Here is a 20532-nt window from a genome sequence, read left to right as displayed (position 1 = left end):
TAAGGCCTGTTTTTATAAAATAGGCGCTAAACCAGCAGGGCTTACCTCCTTATTTACCGCCGCTCAGGGCATCATCATTCTCAATGGTTTTCTTCTGCTTCTGGCTGGCCTGCATCTTCCCGAAGGTCCAGTCAAATCCGATTCTGAAGGTGCGGTTGTAGTTGATGTTCTGGACGGTCTGCTCGTAACCAGGGGTCACCACGGTGTACTTGAAGTTGATGGTGCTGCTGAATGGGTTGTTCACCCCGAAACTGATGGAGCCTTTGTCTTTCATCACCTTCTTGCGCAAAGAGAAACCGGTATAATAGTTTTCCCCGATATTCACCTGCAGCATTTTGCTCCTGGAGTTGTAGCCGGCATTGGCCTGCGCAGTCAGGCCTTTGCCAAACTCATAGCTGGTGCTCAGATTCAGGTTGTACTGCAGCCCCTCTCTTTTCTGGCTGTTGTCTTCCATCTTCACATAATTCAGGTTCAGGCTCGGGCTGATGGTCCAGGTAAGCATTGGCTTGGTAGCACCGGATAGGCTGAGGCCATACACTTTGTTCTTCCCGATGTTATCGTGGGTAATCAAGAGTACCTCGCGCAGTTGGTTGTTCACCACCAGTTGCTCTGGCGCCAATACCTGCTGGATAGAGTTGTCGGTCTGGCGCAGGAACAGGGAGGCATTGATAGAGGTAGTCTTGAAATAGGTGTTGTAGCTTACCTCATAGGCGTGGGTCAATTCAGCATCCAGGGTTGGGTTGCCGCGGTACCCGAAGTTGAAGTCCTCCAGTTGCAGGAAAGGGTTCAGGGAATAAATCTGCGGCCGCTGGATACGCTGGGTGTAGCTTACCCGCACGGTATGGATGGTGTCAATGGTGCGGGAAATGCTCAGGCTGGGAATCACATTCTGGTAGGCGTCTTTGAAGGCGCTTCTCACCAGGTGGGTTTCTTTGGCGTCATCGTTCCATTGGGAGTTCAGGAACACGCCTTTGGTGGCCGTGTGCTCATAACGGGTACCCAGGTTCACCTCGAATTTCTTCACCTGGAAAGCGTAGGTAGCGTAGGCTGCCTTTACATCCTGGTTATAGTCAAAGTTGTTAATGACGGTAGAATCAGTTTGGGTGGGGAACGTGTAGGCGTAGGTAGTGCGGCTATGGGCATCCCGGAAGATGGCTTTGGCGCCCAGTTCCAGCTTGCTTCCGTTTTTATAGGCCTGGGTGTAATCCAGCTGCAGGGTTTTCTCTTCGCTGGGCGAGGTGTTGTCGTTTACCTGGCGTTGAACCAAGGGCGCCTCGGGCGAATAGAGCAGGTTATCGTAAAGGTCATTAGACTCGTTGTGGTTCAGTTGGGCCAGGAAGGTCAGTTCCTGCTTGGGCTTAAAGGTGCGGGTGTACCCGAAGTTTATATCGTAGCCTCCGCCGTTCCAGGGGTTTCTCAGGTCTGAGTACGCCACCGGAAGCTGCTCAGAACCGGCGCCCCGGTTAAGGGTGGTCTGGTAGCCAAAGCCCGAGAAGTGGTTGCGACGGGTAGAGACGCCCAGGTTAAAGGCGTTCAAAGTGTCCGGGTCAAAAGTAAGTTCTGCTTTGGCGTAGAAGCCGTGGTTTAGAGAAAGATTGCGGCTTTCCTGCTGCAGGGTAGGCTGTCCGTCGCTAGTGCGGTTTACCAGGTTCATTCTCCGTTGATTATTGTCATAGCCGCTAAGGCTGGTGCTCAGCCCGAATTTGCCTTTCCTGATGTTGAGGCTGCCATTCACATTCCGGTACCGGCTGCCCAGAGAAAGGCTGGCCTTGCCGTTCACACCCTGCAGGCTGTTCTTTTTGGTGATGATGTTGATGATGCCGGCCGTACCCTCCGCGTCATACTTCGCCGAGGGACTGGTAATCACCTCAATGCTCTTGATGATATCCGCCGGAATTTGTTTCAGGGCATCCGCGAGGTTGTTGGCCAGGATGCTGGAGGGTTTGCCGTCCATGAGCACCTTGAAATTGGCGCTGCCGCGCAGTTGCACGTTGCCGTCTCCGTCTACCGTTACCGAAGGCACTTTCCGGAGCACCTCAGAAGCCGTGGTTCCCTGGTTGCTGATATCCTGCTCGGCGTTGTACAGCAATCGGTCTCCTTTGTCTTCAATAAGGGCTTTCTGGCCCACCACGGTCACTTCCTGCAGTTTGGTGGCATTTGACCGCAGGCTGATGCTGGGAAAGGTGACTTCCTGTTTATCGGCTGAAATGGTGAAAGAAGGCAAAGAACTGGTAGCGTAGCCCAGGTAACTTACAGAAAGGGCGTAGGTACCGTACGTCACTTTGGTGAAGCTGAAACTGCCTTTTTCATCGGTGATGGTGCCATCTACGGGTTTGCCGGTGGAGGTGCTGGTAAGCGTAACGGTGGCAAACGCTACGGGCTTGGTGGAAACGGAGTCCAGCACCTGGCCTGAGATTTTACCGGTTTGGACCTGGGCCCGCAAGGGAGAGGCTATGGTTAGAAAAAGGAAGAACAGAGAAGCAAGGAGAGAGAGACGCATCGGGATTTCTTTTGCAGGTTTAGGGTGTATTACATCAGGTTCACAGGGACGCACTTCTTCCATCCGCCGCTACCGCCTGGTAGCCGCGCCGTGAGGAATATGGCATCTGTAGTGGAATTGGGTAAGCAGTTGATGCGCGCAACTGTCTATTAGATGTGAGACCGGCCCAAGCGGTTGCCTGAGGTTGCAAACTTTTTTCGATTTCGTACTATTTCTTGGGAAACAGGTTAAAAACGCCTGTTTTGTTTCTGAGGGAAGCTTGGCAAGCAGGCTTCAGTTTAAAAACGGGCAAAAAAAAGAAGCACCCCTTAAAGGATGCTTCTGCTAAGCTGAATAAAGGTCCTTTAATTGCCCTCTCCGCCTTTGGCGTCATCGTTGCGGATGGACTTGCTGCGGCGCGGCTTCTGATTCATCTCCATTTTCCCGAAACGGTACGAGAAACTCACCCGCACGTTGCGGCTGTAATTCTGGTTAAGGCTGTGCTGCTCAAAGGTGGTGCTCCTTAAGTCAGAAGTGAACCGGATGGTCTTGGAAAACGGATTGTCCACGCCCAGGCTCAGGCTGCCCTTCTTGTCCCAAAGCTGTTTCCGGATGCTGAAGCTGGAGTAGTAGTAGCCCGAGAATTTGCCCTGTATCGTAGGCCTTGGCGAGCTGTAATTCCCGAAGAACTGCACCGCCAGGTCTTTCCCGAAATCATAGCTGGAGTTGAGGCTGGTGCTGTACTGCATGGCCGAGTTGCTTTGGAGCGTACTCTTGAGGGTAATGTAGTTCAGGTTGAAAGAGCCCCCGATGGTCCACTTAGGCATGGGTTTGGTGTTCCCCGAAAAACTCAGGCCATAGGTAGCGTTCTTCCCGATGTTCTGGAAGGTGTTGTAAGAGACACCGGGCTGTTGCCAGGTACCATCCAGCACGGGCAAAGCACCTTCGTCGCCCACAATCCTCCGGATAGATTCAATGGCGTTATTGGTCTGGCGCAGGTATAAAGACACGTTCACCGAGCTGGTCTTGAAGTAGTTGCTATAACCCAACTCATAGGCATGCGACAATTCCGGCTCCAACTCAGGGTTCCCGAACGACACGTTCTTGGCGTCTATGATATTCACGTACGGGTTTAAATACCAGATTTGCGGCCGCTGGATGCGCTGGGTATACCCCACCCGCACGGTCTGGCTTTTGAAGTTGCGGGAAATGAGGATGTTGGGGATGAAATTGTAGTAGTTGTCGGTAAATGGGTCCTGATAGGGCTGTATGTACTTACCGTCAATGGCCGTGTACTCAAAGCGAGCACCTGATTTCACGTTGTAGTTTTTAAGCAGTTTAAACCCGTAAGAAGCGTAGGTAGAGTACACATCCTGGTCATAGGAGAACTCGTTGGGCCGCAGTTCCTCCGCGCCGGTAGAAAGCCTAAGTCTGCGGTACATCGCGTCGCTCTCGGCGTGCCGCAGGATGCCTTTGGTACCAACTTCCAGTTGGGTTTTGTTCTGAAACGGATGCACGTAGTCTACCTGGAAAGTCACCTCGCGGTTGGTACCGTCGTTGGTGTTGCGCAGAAGCGTGTCCAGGGTGTAGTTCTGGTCTAGGAAAATGTCCTGGTCTGAAGAGCTGTTGTTCTTCCCCTTGTTCCATTGCGCCAAAACTGATAATTCCTGCTGCGGCTTGAAGATGTGGGTGTAACCGATATTGGCATCTATTGATGCATTCTTGCTGGCACCCCTCAGGTCATTCTCAATCTGCTGCAGGCCAGCGGGGTCTCTGGTCAGAGAGTTCTGGTAGCCTTGATTGTGGAAATTACCCCGGTAAATATTAACGCCTGCGTTGATGCTGTTGGAAGAGTCTAGGTCGGCGTCAAAACCAATTTGCCCAAACACCCCGCCGCCGCGCCTTTTGGATTCGCCCATCTGGTCCAGGAAAGTATCAAATTTCTCCAGATTGGCTTTGCTTTTGGTGGAACGGTGCAGTTCGCTGTCGTTTTGGTTGTTGTACTGCTGGTGGGTGCCCAAACTGGCATTGAAACCCACTTTGCCGCGCCGCACGTTCACATTGCCGTTTCCGCTGGAGTTTCGGTTGCCTACCGAGGTGCTCACGCTGCCGTTCACGCCATACAGCGTGTTCTTCTTAGTGATGATGTTGATGATACCGGCCGTACCTTCCGCATCATACTTGGCCGAGGGGCTGGTAATGACCTCCACGGTTTTAATCATGTCCGAAGGGATTTGCTTCAAGGCATCGGCCACGCTGTTTGCCATGATGCTGGAGGGCTTGTTGTTGATGAGCACCCGCACGTTAGAAGAGCCGCGCAGCTGCACGTTGCCGTCCAAATCCACAGTGAGCGAAGGCACTTTCTTGAGCACGTCTGAGGCATTGCCGCCAATGTTGGTGATGTCCTGGTCGGCGTTGTAGACCATGCGGTCCACTTTGTCTTCCACCAACGGTTTCTCACCCACCACCGTTACTTCCTTCAGCTTGTTTTGGATGGGTTTCAAAACAATGCGGCCTATTACTACCTCGGGGTCTTTGTCTGAAACGATAATCCCGGCGCGGGTAAAGCTTTCATAGCCAATAAAACTCACGCCAACCGAGTAGGTGCCATACGCCACGCGGGACAATGTGAAGCGGCCCCGGTCATCGGTTACGGTGCCGTCAACGGGTTTGCCGGTGGCGGTGCTCACCAATGATACCGTGGCAAACTCCACGGGCTTGGTGGTGGTGGAATCAGTGACTACGCCGCTTATCTTCCCGGCTACCCGCTGCACGCCTCCGCCTGCTGCGGCGGCTGTGGAAGGGGTGGGAACAAGGGAGGAAGTTTGTGCCCGCAAGGAGGCCACAGTTGCCAGACTAAGGCAGGCAATTAGTAAAGGGTGACGCATGAAGGGAGAGTGGAAAGATAGATAAAGGGTTGAACGATAGATTAATAGATAAAATAAATAATAGATAATTCGGTAATCTGGTATTTGAAAACGGTAAAATAAAAATCTGATATGGTAAAGAAGTTGCCTGTAGAGATAACTGTGGGTTAGACTTATTTTACAGGCAAGGGTTTAAATTACTTTCCAAAGACAAGCAAATAAAAACATGGTTGCATTTGGCTATTTACAGCGCCTTTGTTTTAGGGCTGATTTTATTAAATGAAGGCTAAAACAGACGCAAGAATGTTATTAGTTTTGACGCTGCACTTCCACATTCATGCCCATTCCTAAAGGGGTTAATTTCTCCCATTTCGCCTGGCTGGCATCTTTATGATAAGTGGTATGAAAACCGGGTAAGGCGCCCGAAATAGTCAAGGTTAACGCTTCTTTTTTAGGCAGGCAGTCTATCCATTCTAAAGAAACCACAAAGTCATCTTCTGCATAAATTCCATAAGGTTCCAGGTCAACCGTCATCCAGCCTCTTTTCTGGTTTTCAACGGTCACGTAAATGTCTTTGGGGGCCAGGTTCTGGAAGGGCAGGTTGCCTTTTATGGAATAAACATTCACCCTGAATTTGACCAGGTCATATTTGTTCATGGTGAGGCAGAAGTTAAGCTTGTTCAGGAAGGCGGTTTTCTGCCCGTTTTTGATCAGGATGCCCATTTCATGCCCCAGGTTTTCATGCAGCGGGCGCTGCGCAATGGCAAAGTTGTGATGCACCATGGTGACTGGGCCAGCGTCTCCGCCCAGCTTCTTCGTCTTCCATTTCTTAAGATGAACGTCTACCTCCGCAAGCTGTACGGGTTTTGCATTTAGGCTAATGGTCAGCTTGTTATCCGGGGTGCGGGCACGCAACAGGCTGGCAATTTTCACCTCTTTGGCCTCATACCCGATGGCGGAAATCCTGACCATTTCTCCCAGCTTTTCCGTGGGAATGGAGAAACTGAAATTCCCTTTCTCGTCTGAGATTGTGCCCTCTGAACCGTTCAAAACCCCTATGCTGGCATAAGCAATAGGCTGATCTGTTCCACTAGTGATGACAGTGCCCGAAAGGATTGTTTTCTCTCTTTTTACCAGAACGTCTGGTTCCCACGCAGGGAAAGTAAAAGAGCATAGAAAAAGAAATACACTAAAAAAGGACAAGGTTATGGAGGGTCGTTTCATGTCGGGGGAATCCTGAATAAGAAGGCCTCTTATTCAGGATTGTTGATTAAATATTGAATTGAATATTTGATTGTGATATTTTATAAAGGTTAAAATTTTAGGCATTCTTAGAGCTTTAAGGCAGTATGATTATTCAACGTGAAGTATATAATACAAATTGTATATACAAGAAGTATATATTGAAAAAATAGTAAGTGGCTTTTTCTGGTTAGGGTTTGTTTTTCCAGAAACAGGCTTAAAACGAACGGCAAAAAAGAAGGGCGATAACCTTGAAGCCATCGCCCTTTTTACCTTTATCACAGAGGTTAAAGTTTAATTCTGCACGCCGCCGCCATCGCCTTGTTTGGCGTCATCGTTGCGGATGGACTTCTTGCGCTTAGGCGGTCCTTGCTGCTGCATTTTCCCGAAGCGGTATTCAAAGGTTAACCTGAAGCCGCGGTTGTACTGGGTTACCAGAGACTCGGTTCTGAAGGGCAGGCCAGAGGTGATGCTTCTGCCAGACAATTCATTCTCAAATCTTAATGCTTCCCTGAACGGGTTGTCCATGCCTAAGCTCAGCGCACCTTTTTTCTCAAACAGCTCTTTCCGGATAGCCAGGTTGTGGTAAGAGAAAGAGGAAGCGATACCTTGCAGTTGGACTCTGTCTGAGTTGAACCCACCGGAGAACTGCGCGCTGATTCCTTTCCCGAAGGTATAGCCAGAACTTACGTTGATGTTGTACATCCAGCCGGAGTTAGAGGCGAAAGGCGCGTTCAAGTCAACAAAATACAGGTTCAGGTTTCCGTTGATGTTCCAGGCCGGGATAGGCTTGGTAGAGCCAGAGATACTGGTGCCGTAGGTCTTGTTCTTGGCAATGTTGTTGAAGGTCACATAGGTGATCTCATCCACTACATCAGAAACAGACTCAATGGCGTTGTCAGTGACGCGCATGTACGCTGATATGTTGATGGAAGTGGTTTTAAAAAAGGTGCTGTAGTTTACTTCATAAGAATCGGTTAACTCAGCGTCCAGTCTTGGGTTACCGTACACGATCACGTTTGGTCCCTGTTGCTGGCGGTACGGGTTCAGGAAGAACAACTGCGGCCGCTGGATTCGCTGGGTGAACGAGGTCCGGAGCTTCATGTTAGGCTTCAGGTCGTAGGCCAGGGTGATGTTCGGGATGAAGTTGTCGTAGTTTGTGGTGAAGTCCTGCTCTGGGTTCGCAAAATTCCCGGCCACGTCGGTATACTCATAGCGTCCGCCAAACTTCACCTGGGTTTTCTTGTTCAGGTTGAAGCCGTAAGACAGGTAAGAAGCGATCACGTTCTGGTCATAGGAGAAGCCGCTGTTCTGGCCAGAGCCGTTATACAAAGACTCACTGGAAACATCGCGCAGAATGCCTTTGGCCCCGACTTCCAGCAGGGTATTCTTAGGCATGGGGTGGGCGTAGTCGGCCTGGAAGGTAAGTTCCTTGTTCAGGCCTTCGTTTTCATTGAGCAGGGTAGAGCGCAAAGGACCTTCCACCTCGTACCGGGTCTGGTTTACGCTGTTGTCCTGGTCGGTTTGGCTGTAGAGTGCCAATAAGGTTAGTTCCTGCTGCGGCTTTTTGAAGAGGTGCGTATAGTCCAGGTTCAGGTCCATGCTCAACCGTTGGTTGTTGTTCTTCATGGACAGGTTGTATTCATCCACCAGCGTGGGTTCTCCAAAACCAGTGCCGGCATCATTTTGCCCCGCCATGGTGTTTGTAGCCGATTGATGGGAACGCATCTTGAAGGAACCTGTATTCACCCTGATGCCCGCTGCCAGACTGTTCTTCTCGTCCAGGTCGTACTCCAGGCCTAACTGACCAAACCCGAACATGCCGTCTACGGTACTGGTACCTACCTGAGCCACATTGTTCTCAAATACCTGGCCGGTATTCTGATCCCGGCTTTGGTTCATCTGGTTGATGTTCATGGCGCCTTTGCTGTAGAACCGGTTCACGCCCGCATTCACGTTGATGCCCAGTTTGCCTTGCTTGATGCCTATGTTCCCGTTGCCGTTGCTGGCGCGGGTACCGCCGGTCAATGTCACCGAGCCGGTTACGCCCTGCAGGCTGTTTTTCTTCGTGACGATGTTCACAATACCAGCGGTTCCTTCGGCGTCATACTTCGCTGAGGGGCTGGTGATGATTTCCACGGTCTTGATCACATCCGCGGGGATCTGCTTCAAGGCATCGGCTACGCTGCCGGCCATTACCGTAGAAGGTTTGCCGTTGATAAGCACCCGCACGTTAGAGGAACCACGCATCTGAATATTGCCGTCCTGGTCCAGAGACACGGAAGGTACCTTCTGCATCACATCGGCGGCGGTACCCCCGGCATTGGTGATGTCTTTCTCGGCGTTGTAGACCATGCGGTCAACTTTGTCTTCAATCAAAGGCTTTTCGCCTACTACAGTCACCTCCTGCAGCCTGGTCTGCGAGCCGCTTAGTTGTACGCGGTTCAGGTTCGCTTCCTGGTCATTAGCGGAGATGGTGATGTTCTTCAGTTCTTTGGTTTCATAGCCAATGAAGCTGATGTTAAGGGTATAGGTGCCATTGGCTACCCGGTTCAGCGAGAAATGGCCTTTCTCATTGGTGACGGTACCGTCTACTGTTTTGCCGTTGGCCGCATTGATCAACGCGATGGTGGCAAACTCTACGGGCTTGCCGGAGATGGAATCTACAATGGTTCCGGTGATTTTACCGGTTCCCTGGGCAACTTGGGTAATGGCTCCAGCAGCCCCAGCGGGCGCTGCCTGTGGACGGGGGGAATTGACTGGGTTCTGCGCCCAGAGCGGGGCAGACGAGGCGCAGCTTAACAAGGTTAAGAGCAGAAGTTTTTTCATACAGAGTTTAGAGAAGGTAATTGCTTTTGCGGCTGACAAAGGTACTTAATGATTTGCGGTGCCAGAGATAAAGGTTGAAGGCAGTTCGCAGCGCATCAGTATTTATTCAGTTGAAGCATTAGTATGCCCGCCCCGGTGATTATTACAGCCCCAAAAACAAAAAGAAGGTTTTTAACAGAACCTTAACATTTGCAACAATGGCCTTTGAGTAGTAAGTATCAGTAAGTGAGGTGTTTGCTGTGTAAGGTGTAGGCTAGAAGAAAAGGATGCGAATAGATTAATTCCAAAGGTAAACCATCTGGCCTTGTTTCTGGGCTGATTTCTGGAAAAGGGATGAAAAACAAGATTTAACTGAAGGCCAGTGCCAGCCTATAACCAACCTTCCCGCACTGCCCTTGCAATTAGTTCTGAGGTACTGGCAGCCCCAGTTTTGGCCAGCATGTTCTTGCGGTGCGTGTTTACGGTGTGCTGACTAATGTACAGCTTCTCACTGATCTGGGAACTGGGGAACCCGGCAATGAGCAGAGACAGAATCTCTTTTTCCCTTTTGCTTAGCAGGTCGCGGTCTGGGGAGAAAATGTTCTTGGCGTGGACGTTGATGTAAGAGGGCTCCCCCTGCAACCCGATGTAGGAAAGTACGGGCATGCCTTCTTTCTTCAGGTGCGAAATGTCTGTGTGCACCCCCAAGGTCCGCAACACCCCTCCAGAAGCATCTACCTGGATAGGAAGGGCCTGCTGAAGAATGCGGAGGTACTCGCCGTTGGACTTCTTGAGCCGGTAATCGTAGCGTATCTTGTACTTGAGGCTTCTGTCTGGCGGTAAACTCAGTAAGAAATCCTTGGCCGCCTCTTCATAATTCAGGAACCAGACCAAGTCATCGGGGTGAATTTTGTCAAGGATGAATGGGACCGTAACCTCCTCTGGGGCATAGCCCAAAACAGACAATACATTTTCATGCACAAAGTCTACCTTGGCTTCGTGGCAGTTGAAAATGTAGTGATAATAGTCTCCTACTTGGAAGATGTTCAGGAGCTTTCTACGCACTTTTAGGTCAAATCTTAGCTCAGGAACGGTAGCTTCTTTTGAGATTTGTTTCCAGATTCTTTGCGCTTCTTCAAAAGCAGTAAGTGGCATTGTGAAGTTTTTTAGTATAAAATATTTTATATATCTATTTTTCTTAATTTTTCCCAAGGTACAACTTTGGTTGAAATATTATGCAAAGTAGGTTAGAGGAAATAATTAAAAATTTGTGCTGAGGCCATAAAAAGCTAAGCATTGAAAAAGAAAATTCCTATTCAGAGACAAGTAAGTTATTAGTAATCGTTTGGTTTTGATCCAGTTTTCGCAGAATAGCCCTAACACAGAGAAGCCCCGGCAAATGCAAGAGATGCATCGGCCGGGGCTTCTGTAAAAGGAGTGTACTTTTTAGTGATCAGACATCACCCGCAGGACCATTCCGTCTAACTCAGGGGTAACCCTTATCTGGCAGGAGAGGCGGCTGCCGTCGCGCAGGTTGGGCAGGTTCTCCAGCATGTAGAGTTCATCGTCTGAGGGCTCAGGCAGGGCCGGAGCCTCCAGCAGTTCCACGTGGCAGGTAGCGCATAGAGCCATGCCGCCGCAGGTAGCCAGTATATCGAACTCGTTCGCTTTCAAAGCTTCCATCAGGCTCAGGCCCATGTCTGTGGGTACGGGAACGGCCACGCGCTCGCCGGCTTGGTTTTCAACGTAAACGGTGATGTCTTCTTGCATGTTGTTACAGGGTTGGCACTCCGTTTACGGTAGTGTATTTCAAAACGAATTTCTTGTCTGGGTAAATGTGGGAGTAAGCGCTCTGGGCCATAAGGGCGGCCTCATGGTAACCGCACAGAATCAGCTTCAGCTTGCCCGGGTACGTGTTGATGTCCCCGATGGCATAGATGCCAGGGATGTTGGTGCTGTAATCCACGGTGTTCACCACAATGGCTGATTTCTCCAGTTCCAGACCCCAGTTCTCCAGCGGGCCCAACTTAGGCACCAACCCAAAGAGCGGGATAAAGTAATCCGTTTCAATCTGGTACGGCTCGGATCCATCGGGGGCCAGGGTAACTGCTTTGAGTTGGCCGTTGCCGTGTACCTCGGTTACGTTAGATTTCAGGAGCAGGCGCATATGGCCTTCCTCGGCCAGGCTGGCCACTTTCTCGGCAGATTCCGGGGCGCCTCTGAAGGTGGTGCCGCGGTGTACCAGGGTAAGTTCTTTGGCAACATCGGCCAGGTAAATGGCCCAGTCCAGGGCAGAGTCACCGCCGCCGGCCAGTACCACGCGCTTGTCACGGTAGTGTTCTGGGTCCAGGATCATGTAGTTCACGCCTTTGCCGCCTTCAAAGTTGGCCAGGTTGTCAATGGCTGGTTTGCGGGGCTCAAAAGAACCCAGGCCGCCGGCAATCACCACCACCTTGCAATGGATCTCAGTTCCTTCGTTTGTCACCAGTCTGAAAGAACCATCTTCCAGTTTCTCCAGGTCCTCTACGCGCTCGCCCAGGGTGAAGGTAGGGTGGAAAGGAGCGATCTGCTCCATCTGGTTCTTGATCAGGTCGCCGGCCAGGATAGACGGGAAGCCCGGGATGTCATAGATGGGTTTCTTGGGGTAGATCTCTGAAAGCTGGCCGCCCACCTGAGGCAAGGCGTCTACCACGTGGCATTTCATTTTAAGAAGACCTGCTTCAAACACGGCAAAAAGCCCAACCGGCCCGGCGCCAATAATACAGATATCAGTAGTTACAGTTGACATAAATGGTATAGTAATTCACACAGGCAGTCTGGCTTCTGCTTTTCCGCCAATATAGGTGGTGCGCAAACGTTACACTTTATGGTTTGCGCCCACAAAGTAACATCATTTTCGGGTAAAGTGTTTCCTCAGAAGCAGAAGTGATTCTTGCCACTCCTAGATTAAATTGTAATTTTAGCCCCTCTAACCTGTTTTACATGCTGAATTTTATCACCTGGGACGTTTCCCCCGATATTTTTTCCCTTGGGCCGGTGACGGTACGCTGGTATGGTTTGCTCTTCGCGATGGCTTTTGTGCTCACGCAGCCCATTGAGAAATACATTTACCGCAAAGACGGCCGTTCAGATGAAGACGTGGACATCCTGACCATGTACATGATCATTGGGACCGTGATTGGCGCGCGCCTGGGGCATTGCCTTTTCTATGACCCGGTGTACTACCTTTCTAATCCATTGGAGATTTTTAAAATTTGGGAAGGCGGCCTGGCCAGCCACGGCGGTACCATTGGTATTCTGCTGTCACTGTATCTATTCTGCCGCAAATATAAGTTCGATTACCTGTGGGTTCTGGACCGCATTGTGATTGTGACCGCGCTGGGCGGCGCCTGCATCAGGTTGGGGAACCTCATGAATTCTGAGATCATCGGGCGGCCCAGCGATGTGGCCTGGGCCTTCAAGTTTGTGCGCAACAATGAGCTGTTCAACGGAGTGCCGGCCTACGTAGATCCGCGCCATCCTACGCAGCTCTACGAGAGCCTTTTCTGTATTTTCCTGTTTATACTGCTATATACGCTATGGAAAAGAGGAGCGGGCCAGGTACGCGGACTTTTATTCGGGTTGTTTGTGACCTTGCTGTTCTCATTCCGTTTCCTGGTGGAGTTCCTGAAAGAAAACCAGGAAGAGTTTGAGAACGCCCTGCCATTGAACATGGGCCAGTGGCTGAGTATCCCGCTGGTGCTGGTGGGCATTGTGGTGCTGTTCTACGCCATGAAACAACCGCGTCAACCCAGCCGACCGGTGAAAGTTTAGCGGTTTTAAGTTTCTTTTCTTTATAATAGCCTTTAAACGCCGGGGCCTCGCAAGTACACTTGCGAGGCCCCGGCGTTTTTATGGGTGTGCTTTCCTTGAGTGGGCAATCCGTTACAAGGCGTATCTGTAGAGGTTTCCTTCCTCGTTGGTGATGACCAGGTGCTGGTTATCTTTGAAAAGAACGGCCTCGGCCTGGCCAATGGCGGGCAGATCCAGAATTCTGGGTGTCTGAGAGAAGAACTGGGTAGAGCCTTTGGCTACCGGGTACAGGTACAATTTTCCATAAGTCAGCACTGCCAGATGACGGCCATCGGGGCTGAGGTCAGCGGAGGTGACCAGGCCATTCAGTTCTTTTTTGCTCAGCAGGCGGGCGGTGTGGGTGCCTGCGTCATCTGGGAGGACATACAGTTTGGCGGTGCGCTCCGCGCCGCGGTCTTTGGAGATGAGGTACAGTTTGCCGTTTTGCCAGAAGAAGGCCTCACAGTCAAAGTTGCGGTTTTCCTTGGCTATTTTCCCGGCCGGTAGGTCTTCATAGGTGAACTTGATCTGCTGCGCCTTAAACCCATTTTTCAACGATACTTTGTAGATGCACAGGTCTTTGCGTTTGTTGCTGTTGTTGCCCATGTCACCTATGTAGAGGTTGCCCTGGTTATCCTCGGCCAGGTCTTCCCAATCGGTGTTGGTGGCGCCCTGGATGGTCACTTCCTGCAGCAGTTTGCCTTGCTCATTGATCTTGTAGAGAATGGGCGCGTTGCCGGCATCATTGTGGGTCCAGTAGGTATTGGGCTTATCGGCGAGTTCCAGGCCGGAGCTTTCCACCACGGCGCCGGGCAGCTTGGCCAGATGCGTGAGGGTGCTGGTTCCTGTGACCTTCACAGACGTATTCTCCGGGGCCTTGGCAGGGTAGTAACTGCTGAAAACAAAGGCGATGGGTAGTGCCAAAATTGGCCACAGATAAAGATGGGGGTTTCGTTTCATGTGGTCGTGTTGTAGGGTTGGTGCATGTGTTTTTCCGGACCGGCCGGAAATTTATTTAACGGAGCACAAGCCAAGGGGGTTTATGAAAACCCGAATTAGGCTATCTGTTTACAAGCCGATTTTCCCAAAACAGGCTGAAAACAGAAACTCCGCAGCCGGGCAGACTGCGGAGTTTCCAGAAGGATTTAGAAGGGTTAGTTTACCTGCAAACCGGCGGCCGGTTCAAAGTCCAGCGCGATGGAGTTCATGCAGTAGCGCTTGCCGGTAGGGGCGGGGCCATCATCGAAAAGGTGGCCCAGGTGCCCGTCGCAGCGGCCGCAGAGCACCTCAATGCGCTCCATGCCGTAGGTATGGTCTTCCTGGTAAATAACGGCGTTCTTTCTTATGGTCTCAAAGAAGCTGGGCCAGCCGCAATCGCTCGCAAACTTGGCATCTGACTTAAAGAGTTTGTTTCCGCAGGCCGCGCAGTAGTAAGTGCCGCGGCCCGTGAAATTCCAGAGCTTCCCGCTGAAGGCCATCTCCGTGCCTTTCTTCCGGGAGACGTGGTATACCTCATTGGGGAGCACCTTTTTCCAATCGGCGTCTGAGACGTGCAGTTTGGTGGTGTCGGTGCGGGAATAGTAGGGGTTCTTGGCGTGCTGCGGGCCGCCAGCCTTTTGCTGGGTGGTTACCATGGGCGGAGCTTGGCTTTCCTGGCTTACTTTAGGAGCGGCCCGCTGGCAACTGAGCAGCGCCAGAAGCAAAACGGAATATAGCAATACGATGCGTTTCATAAGGATAAAATAGGAAGAAGAGACTCTTTCTGATAAACTAAGCCTGATTCATCTGGCGTCTGTATGTACGGCAAACGCCCAAGCGGTGGATTCTCTGTTTTAAGGCAGTTTTCTCCATAACGCATGTGAAGCCAGAAGAATTTCACTTCTGTTCTTCTGGACCGTATTCCTTTGAAAATGGTTTTTTCAAATAGCGTAAAGCATCTTTTTTCCACCATCGGTAAACTAAGCCGAAGTCGTTTTCCGCCCTATTTTCCTGCAAAGGCCCGAAACCAAAAAGTAAACCAAGCACGGCAAACCCACCCACACCAGTTCGCTCTTGATCACGGCCAAACCTTTCTCGCTGAAGAACCGCCCCGCCCCGATGGGTGACACCTGAATAGGCCGCCAAGGCAGAAAATAGCGCCCGTTATCAAAAGGGGAGAAGACGCCCACACCCAGGCCGCCGTTGGTCAAAGCATCCAGCAAGATATGGGAGGCCGTGCACAGAAAGAAGAACGCAGTCAGTTTCAGGCCCCGGCGGCTGGTTAGGGGCACGTTGCGGTATAAACCAAGCGTCACCAGCATGCCCAGCAGCAGCGCAAATACCAGCGAATGAGAAAATCCCCGATGGCCCAGAAAGTGCTCATACGGAACCCCGAACTTGAACATCACCACATCGGCATCGGGGAGGATGGTGCAGAAGATGCCTAAAAGTAGCAGTTTGCGCTGGTTTTCTTTCTGGGATCGTCTTCCCAGGGTGAAAGCCATCAAGGCATGGGCAAAGGCGGAAGCCATGTGGGTAATTAACTTTTAGAGAAAAGGCAGCCCACCGGAAACGGGCTGCCCAATTAATAAGTTGAAAAGTTGTTTTAGGCCGGAAATATGAAAAACAGGCCTGAAATGAACCAGGCGGGTTATACCCCTATGTCTTCGTTCCAGACCGTAGGTTTCTCTTGGATGAACCGTTGCATGAGCTCGTAGCACTCGGGGTTGTCTTCCACGGTTACCTCCACGCCGCGCGAGCGCAGTAGTTCCTCCTCGCCCATAAAGCTTTTGTTCTCACCCACCACTACTTTGGGAATGCCATACAGCAGAATAGTACCCGAGCACATGGAACACGGCGACAAAGTGGTGTAGATGGTGCACTTGCTGTACACTGAGGCGGGCTGACGGCCGGCGTTCTCCAGGGCATCCATCTCGCCGTGCAGAATGGCGCTGCCGTCCTGCACCCGTTTGTTATGGCCCCGCCCGATGATCTTGCCGTTGTGTACGAGTACTGATCCGATGGGAATGCCACCCTCCGCGTATCCTTTTTTCGCCTCGTCTAAGGCAGCCTGCAAAAATTCGTTCATGATTTAGAAAGTAGGTGTTCTCTTATTCTGATCAAGAAAGGCAGAATAATCAAGCTTAGCAAACCCGCCGAGAGCGCCGCCACCATAATGTAGTACCGGTTCAGTTTTCCGCCGGCCATGATCCAGAGCGCCACCACCACGCACACAATCACCCCAGACATAAACCAGAAGCCCAGCAGCGGTTTCTTCTCCAGGGGCCGGTTCTCTTTGGGTAGAAGGTAGATGAAGATGACCATGATAAAGCCCCCTATCACCGACAAGGTCTGCTGCAGGAACGCGTACCAGGACCTGGTGAAAGGCTCGGGCAATACCTCGCTCAACAGAAAGGGAAACAGCCTTACGCCCAACCCGGTGCTGTGGGTAAAAGAATCCCAGGCCAGGTGCGAGACAATGCCCACCAGCAATGACAGCAACACAATTAGGTAATGGCTTTTGAAATATGTTTTCCAGTTAAACCGCTTGTACCGGTTAAAGCGCTGCCGCAGGAAATAAGGCAGGTGGTCAATAAGGGCATCGCGCACAATAAGATGGAAGACAAAGCAAAGCAGCAGCCCCATGGGCAGGTTGAAGTAGAAGATGCCCTGCCAGGTGTGGCTGTGCGGGTCATGCAAACTCATCCGGATGAATTTCTCAAAGTCTGGGGCCATGCTGCCCACAATAAGCCCCGTTGCGGATCGCCACCGGTACTTTAACCCTATGAACGGTAAGACAATGGCCGGATGAGAGAAGGTGAAGGGCATGCGCGTGAAGCTTAAGTCTTCTTAACGTGTAGGTGGCCCAAATTGATACGTGGCTGGTGAACTGTTAATCTTTTTGAAAAGGGGCCGAATTCTTTGCTATTCCAGCCAAGGCAAAATTTACCAGCGGGCAAAGAACAATTGCAAGGGCAAAGTGCAAGAGCCAGGCTTTGAGGTACTTATCGTCCACAAAGAAATCAATGACGGAACCATCGGGTACCAGTAAGCCCATCAAAACCAGGAGTGCATAAAACAACGCGAACTTCACCAAGATGCTTTTCCTCTTGAACGGTCGGGTTTTACAACAGAAACTGTAAGGAACCAGCACGAAAAGAAGAAAGCTCCAGGTACCGTAAAACAACGTGGTGCCCCGTACTATTTCATAATAGGTGAAATCAAAAGTTGGTTTTCCGGCAAACGCATAGGGTTTGTTTAAGAGGGTTACAACCAAGCCCGTCAGGTGGGGGAAAATGACCAGCGTGATCACTGCCAACCACAAGTACGGCCACAGCAGATAAAGTCTGCTGAGGTTTGTTATTTCTTTCACTTCAGCCATGTAGCAACTTGTTTAACGCTGTGGAGCGGCAGAAGGAAAGGCGTTTCATGAGTCAAGTACTTTAGCTTGAAGTAGTTTGAAGAAGTATTCGGGGAGAATTGGGTTTAGCTACGGCACCGGGTCATAGCCGTGCCCGCCCCAGGGTTGACACCGGCCGATGCGCTTCAAAGCCAGCCAGCCGCCTTTGAACGGGCCGTACTTCACAATGGCCTGGTGCGCGTAGGCTGAGCAGGTGGGCGTGAAGCGGCAACTGCCGGGCGTTAGCGGCGAAATCATGTAGCGGTACACCCACACAATGCCCAGAAAGAGTTGCCTGAAAAGCCAGTTGATTGCCTGCATATGCTGCTAGTTTCGGGAAAAAAAGTCACAAATCCTTACCTTTGTGCTTTCTAACTAACAATCGTAATGCTAAAAAAGATCTATAGTTTACTTCTTGTTGGCTGCCTGGGCTTGTCTATGAACGCCCGCGCCGATGAGGGCATGTGGTTGCCGCTGCTGGTAAAGCGCCTCAACCACGTGGACATGCAGAAGCAAGGCCTGCAACTAACCGCCGAGGAAATCTACAACGTGAACAACGCCAGCCTCAAAGACGCCATCGTGCAGTTCGGGGGCTTTTGTACCGGCGAGTTCGTGTCTAAAGAAGGCCTTTTGCTTACGAACCACCATTGCGGTTACGATGCCATTGCCTCTAACTCCACCCCGCAGGATGACATCCTGAAAAACGGTTTCTGGGCTATGACCCGCGAGCAGGAAAAGAAAAACGAAGGCCTGTTCGTAGACATCCTGGTGCGCATGGAAGACGTGACCGGCCAGGTGTTGCAGGGCATAACGCCGCAGACCGCTGAGCAGGAGCGTACCCGCCTGGTAGCTGAGCGCACTAAATCCCTCGCTGATGCCGCCAAGAACAACGGCCAGTACGTGGCCTACGTGCGCGATTTCTTCAATGGCAACGAATACTACATGTTCGTGTACGAGCGCTTCTCTGATGTGCGCCTGGTGGGAACCCCGCCGGAAAGCATCGGAAAATTTGGAGGTGATACCGATAACTGGATGTGGCCGCGCCATACTGGTGACTTCTCCATGTTCCGGGTGTACATGAGCCCAGACGGAAAGCCAGCCGAGTACTCTGAGAAGAACGTGCCTTATCGTCCTAAGCACCACCTGCCCGTGTCCATGAGCAACGTGAAAGAAGGCGATTTCGCCATGGTTTTCGGATTTCCGGGCAAAACTACCCGTTTCATGGCCGGTTCTGGTCTGAGCATGGCCGTGGATCAGTCCAACCCCGCCCGTATCAAACTGCGGGAGCGCCGCTTGGCATTGATGAAGGAAGCCATGGATGCCTCGCCCGCTGATCGTCTGAAACTGGCCTCTAATTATGCCAGCATCAGCAACTACTACAAATACTACATCGGGCAGAACGAAGGCATCAAGCGCATGAAAACGCTGGACAAGAAAGCCGCCGAGGAGAAAGCCTTCCAGGAGTGGGCCAATGGCAATGCCAGCCGCAAAGCCCTTTACGGCACTGCCTTAGCTGACATTAACGCCTCTTACGCCGGACAGCGTGGTTATAACCTGTCGGCCATCTACCGCACCGAGGCCGCTCTGGCCCCGCAGCTGATCGCGCACGCCTACCAGTATACGCCGCTCTACAATATGCTGAAGGCCGGCAACGTAGACAAAGCCAAACTGCAGGAGCTGGCATCGGCCTACCAAGACATGAACAAAGAGTTCTACGCCAACTACGTGAAGTCCTCTGACCAGAAAATCTTCGCCGAACTGATGCAGATGTACTACAACGATGTTCCCAAAGCGCAGCACGCCGATATCTTCAAAGACCTGACGGCTACCTACAAAGGTGATTTCAAGAAGTGGGCCGCCGATGTGTACAGCAAATCCCTGCTCTCCTCTGAGGCGAAAGCCAACGCGTTTTTAGCTAATCCTACGCTAAAAGCCCTGGAAACGGACCCAGTGTTCAAGTTCATGCGCGCCGTACAGACGAACTACCAGGACAACATCCTACCGAAGTTGAATGAGTACAACGCTGCCCTGGGTCGGGCCAACCGCCTGTACGTAGCCGGTCTGCGTGAAATGCACCCAGACAAAGTGTTCTATCCAGACGCCAACTCCACTTTGCGCCTGAGCTACGGGACCGTGAAAGACTACGAGCCGCGCGATGGCGTGCAGTACAAGTATTACACCACGCTGCAAGGTATTGCCGAGAAAGAAGACCCCACCAACCCCGAGTTCATCGTGCCAGCCAAATTGATGGAGCTGTACAACAAGAAGGATTACGGCCGCTACGGCGAGAATGGTGAACTGCGCGTGGCCTTCATCACCAACAATGATATTACCGGCGGTAACTCCGGTTCTCCGGTCATCAACGGTCGCGGCGAGCTGATGGGCCTGGCCTTCGACGGGAACTGGGAAGCCATGACTGGTGACCTGGTGTTTGACCCTGAGTACAAGCGCTGCATCAACGTTGACATCAAGTACGTTCTCTTCGTGATTGATAAACTGGGCGGCGCCGGTCACCTGGTAAACGAGATGACGCTGTTGGACAAAGGCAACCCCAATACAACTTTCAACCCCGCCATCAACGACGTGAAGATGGACGGCAAGATGGAGATTGAGACCCCCGAGGGCCAGATCAAAATCAAGAAGAAAAAGAACGAGACCAAAATCAAAAAGGAAACGAAGAAGCAGAAGAGCTAAGCCGTTTAGAGCCTCTTTTCTGAAAATAGACACAAAACGCCCGGAGAGCTTCTCCGGGCGTTTTGTTTTTTAACTGGATAGGTAAGTAGGGGTATTCTCTATCCCGCTATTTTGTATTCAACAATCTCTCCTGAATTGAACCAACCCTTTCTGCTTTGAACCATCCCTCTGTCATCCTGAAAGGATCTTTTGGGCAAGCTAGAAAAGCAAAGGGAAATCGCCCTTTCCGTTCA

The 20532-nt window shown here is 51.4% G+C and carries 16 protein-coding genes; 2 read left to right on the top strand and 14 right to left on the bottom strand.

The annotated features are described in order from the left end of the window. Window positions 1-49: 49 nt before the first annotated feature. From J3P34_RS02750 to J3P34_RS02720, 7 genes are all read right to left on the bottom strand, one after another. On the bottom strand, window positions 50-2500 hold the full coding sequence (locus J3P34_RS02750; protein ID WP_210486330.1) for a TonB-dependent receptor: 2451 nt from the start codon (window positions 2498-2500) through the stop codon (window positions 50-52). Window positions 2501-2844: 344 nt separating this feature from the next. Then, on the bottom strand, window positions 2845-5367 hold the full coding sequence (locus J3P34_RS02745) for a TonB-dependent receptor (protein ID WP_210486329.1): 2523 nt from the start codon (window positions 5365-5367) through the stop codon (window positions 2845-2847). 288 nt (window positions 5368-5655) lie between these two features. After that, window positions 5656-6570 carry a carboxypeptidase-like regulatory domain-containing protein gene (locus J3P34_RS02740; RefSeq protein ID WP_210486328.1) on the bottom strand — a complete coding sequence of 305 codons (915 nt, stop codon included), beginning with the start codon at window positions 6568-6570 and terminating at the stop codon, window positions 5656-5658. Window positions 6571-6882: 312 nt separating this feature from the next. Continuing rightward, the gene (locus J3P34_RS02735; protein WP_210486326.1) at window positions 6883-9417 is read right to left on the bottom strand and encodes a TonB-dependent receptor; all 2535 of its coding nucleotides are present in this window, start codon (window positions 9415-9417) and stop codon (window positions 6883-6885) included. Between the two features lie 369 nt (window positions 9418-9786). Continuing rightward, window positions 9787-10551 carry a LuxR C-terminal-related transcriptional regulator gene (locus J3P34_RS02730; RefSeq protein WP_210486325.1) on the bottom strand — a complete coding sequence of 255 codons (765 nt, stop codon included), beginning with the start codon at window positions 10549-10551 and terminating at the stop codon, window positions 9787-9789. A 291-nt stretch (window positions 10552-10842) separates the two neighbouring features. Further along, window positions 10843-11166, bottom strand: coding sequence for a 2Fe-2S iron-sulfur cluster-binding protein (locus tag J3P34_RS02725; protein ID WP_210466268.1), 324 nt, complete (start codon window positions 11164-11166; stop codon window positions 10843-10845). Window positions 11167-11170: 4 nt separating this feature from the next. After that, window positions 11171-12184 (bottom strand): NAD(P)/FAD-dependent oxidoreductase, encoded by a 1014-nt coding sequence (locus J3P34_RS02720; protein WP_210486324.1) that lies wholly within the window; start codon window positions 12182-12184, stop codon window positions 11171-11173. A 194-nt stretch (window positions 12185-12378) separates the two neighbouring features. Here J3P34_RS02720 and lgt point away from each other — a divergent pair, with 194 nt between their 5' ends. Beyond that, a complete protein-coding gene (gene lgt / locus J3P34_RS02715; RefSeq protein WP_210486323.1) occupies window positions 12379-13209 on the top strand; it encodes a prolipoprotein diacylglyceryl transferase in 831 nt (276 codons plus the stop codon). A gap of 111 nt (window positions 13210-13320) precedes the next feature. Here the strand turns inward: lgt and J3P34_RS02710 are convergent, their stop codons facing one another. The 7 genes from J3P34_RS02710 to yidD form a co-directional block, all read right to left on the bottom strand. Continuing rightward, window positions 13321-14187, bottom strand: a complete 867-nt coding sequence (locus J3P34_RS02710) for a hypothetical protein (protein WP_210486322.1) — start codon at window positions 14185-14187, stop codon at window positions 13321-13323. A gap of 194 nt (window positions 14188-14381) precedes the next feature. Next, the gene (msrB, locus tag J3P34_RS02705; RefSeq protein WP_246853508.1) at window positions 14382-14960 is read right to left on the bottom strand and encodes a peptide-methionine (R)-S-oxide reductase MsrB; all 579 of its coding nucleotides are present in this window, start codon (window positions 14958-14960) and stop codon (window positions 14382-14384) included. 225 nt (window positions 14961-15185) lie between these two features. Further along, window positions 15186-15737 carry a metal-dependent hydrolase gene (locus J3P34_RS02700; RefSeq protein ID WP_210486321.1) on the bottom strand — a complete coding sequence of 184 codons (552 nt, stop codon included), beginning with the start codon at window positions 15735-15737 and terminating at the stop codon, window positions 15186-15188. Between the two features lie 119 nt (window positions 15738-15856). Beyond that, a complete protein-coding gene (locus J3P34_RS02695) occupies window positions 15857-16294 on the bottom strand; it encodes a nucleoside deaminase (RefSeq protein WP_210486320.1) in 438 nt (145 codons plus the stop codon). Continuing rightward, a complete protein-coding gene (locus J3P34_RS02690) occupies window positions 16291-17034 on the bottom strand; it encodes a DUF4184 family protein (RefSeq protein ID WP_210486319.1) in 744 nt (247 codons plus the stop codon). The genes J3P34_RS02695 and J3P34_RS02690 overlap by 4 nt, the downstream gene beginning before the upstream one ends. A 64-nt stretch (window positions 17035-17098) precedes the next feature. After that, entirely contained in the window at window positions 17099-17587 is a 489-nt protein-coding gene (locus J3P34_RS02685) for a hypothetical protein (RefSeq protein WP_210486318.1), read from the bottom strand. A 108-nt stretch (window positions 17588-17695) separates the two neighbouring features. After that, a complete protein-coding gene (gene yidD / locus J3P34_RS02680; RefSeq protein ID WP_210486317.1) occupies window positions 17696-17926 on the bottom strand; it encodes a membrane protein insertion efficiency factor YidD in 231 nt (76 codons plus the stop codon). 66 nt (window positions 17927-17992) lie between these two features. Between yidD and J3P34_RS02675 the strand changes: the two genes are divergently transcribed. Beyond that, window positions 17993-20299, top strand: coding sequence for a S46 family peptidase (locus tag J3P34_RS02675; RefSeq protein ID WP_210486316.1), 2307 nt, complete (start codon window positions 17993-17995; stop codon window positions 20297-20299). The last annotated feature ends 233 nt before the right edge of the window (window positions 20300-20532 follow it).

The sequence above is a fragment of the Rufibacter aurantiacus genome (genome assembly GCF_017916345.1).
In the GTDB taxonomy this organism is placed as follows: Bacteria; Bacteroidota; Bacteroidia; order Cytophagales; family Hymenobacteraceae; genus Nibribacter; species Nibribacter roseolus.
This window is presented reverse-complemented; position numbering and strand designations above follow the sequence as displayed.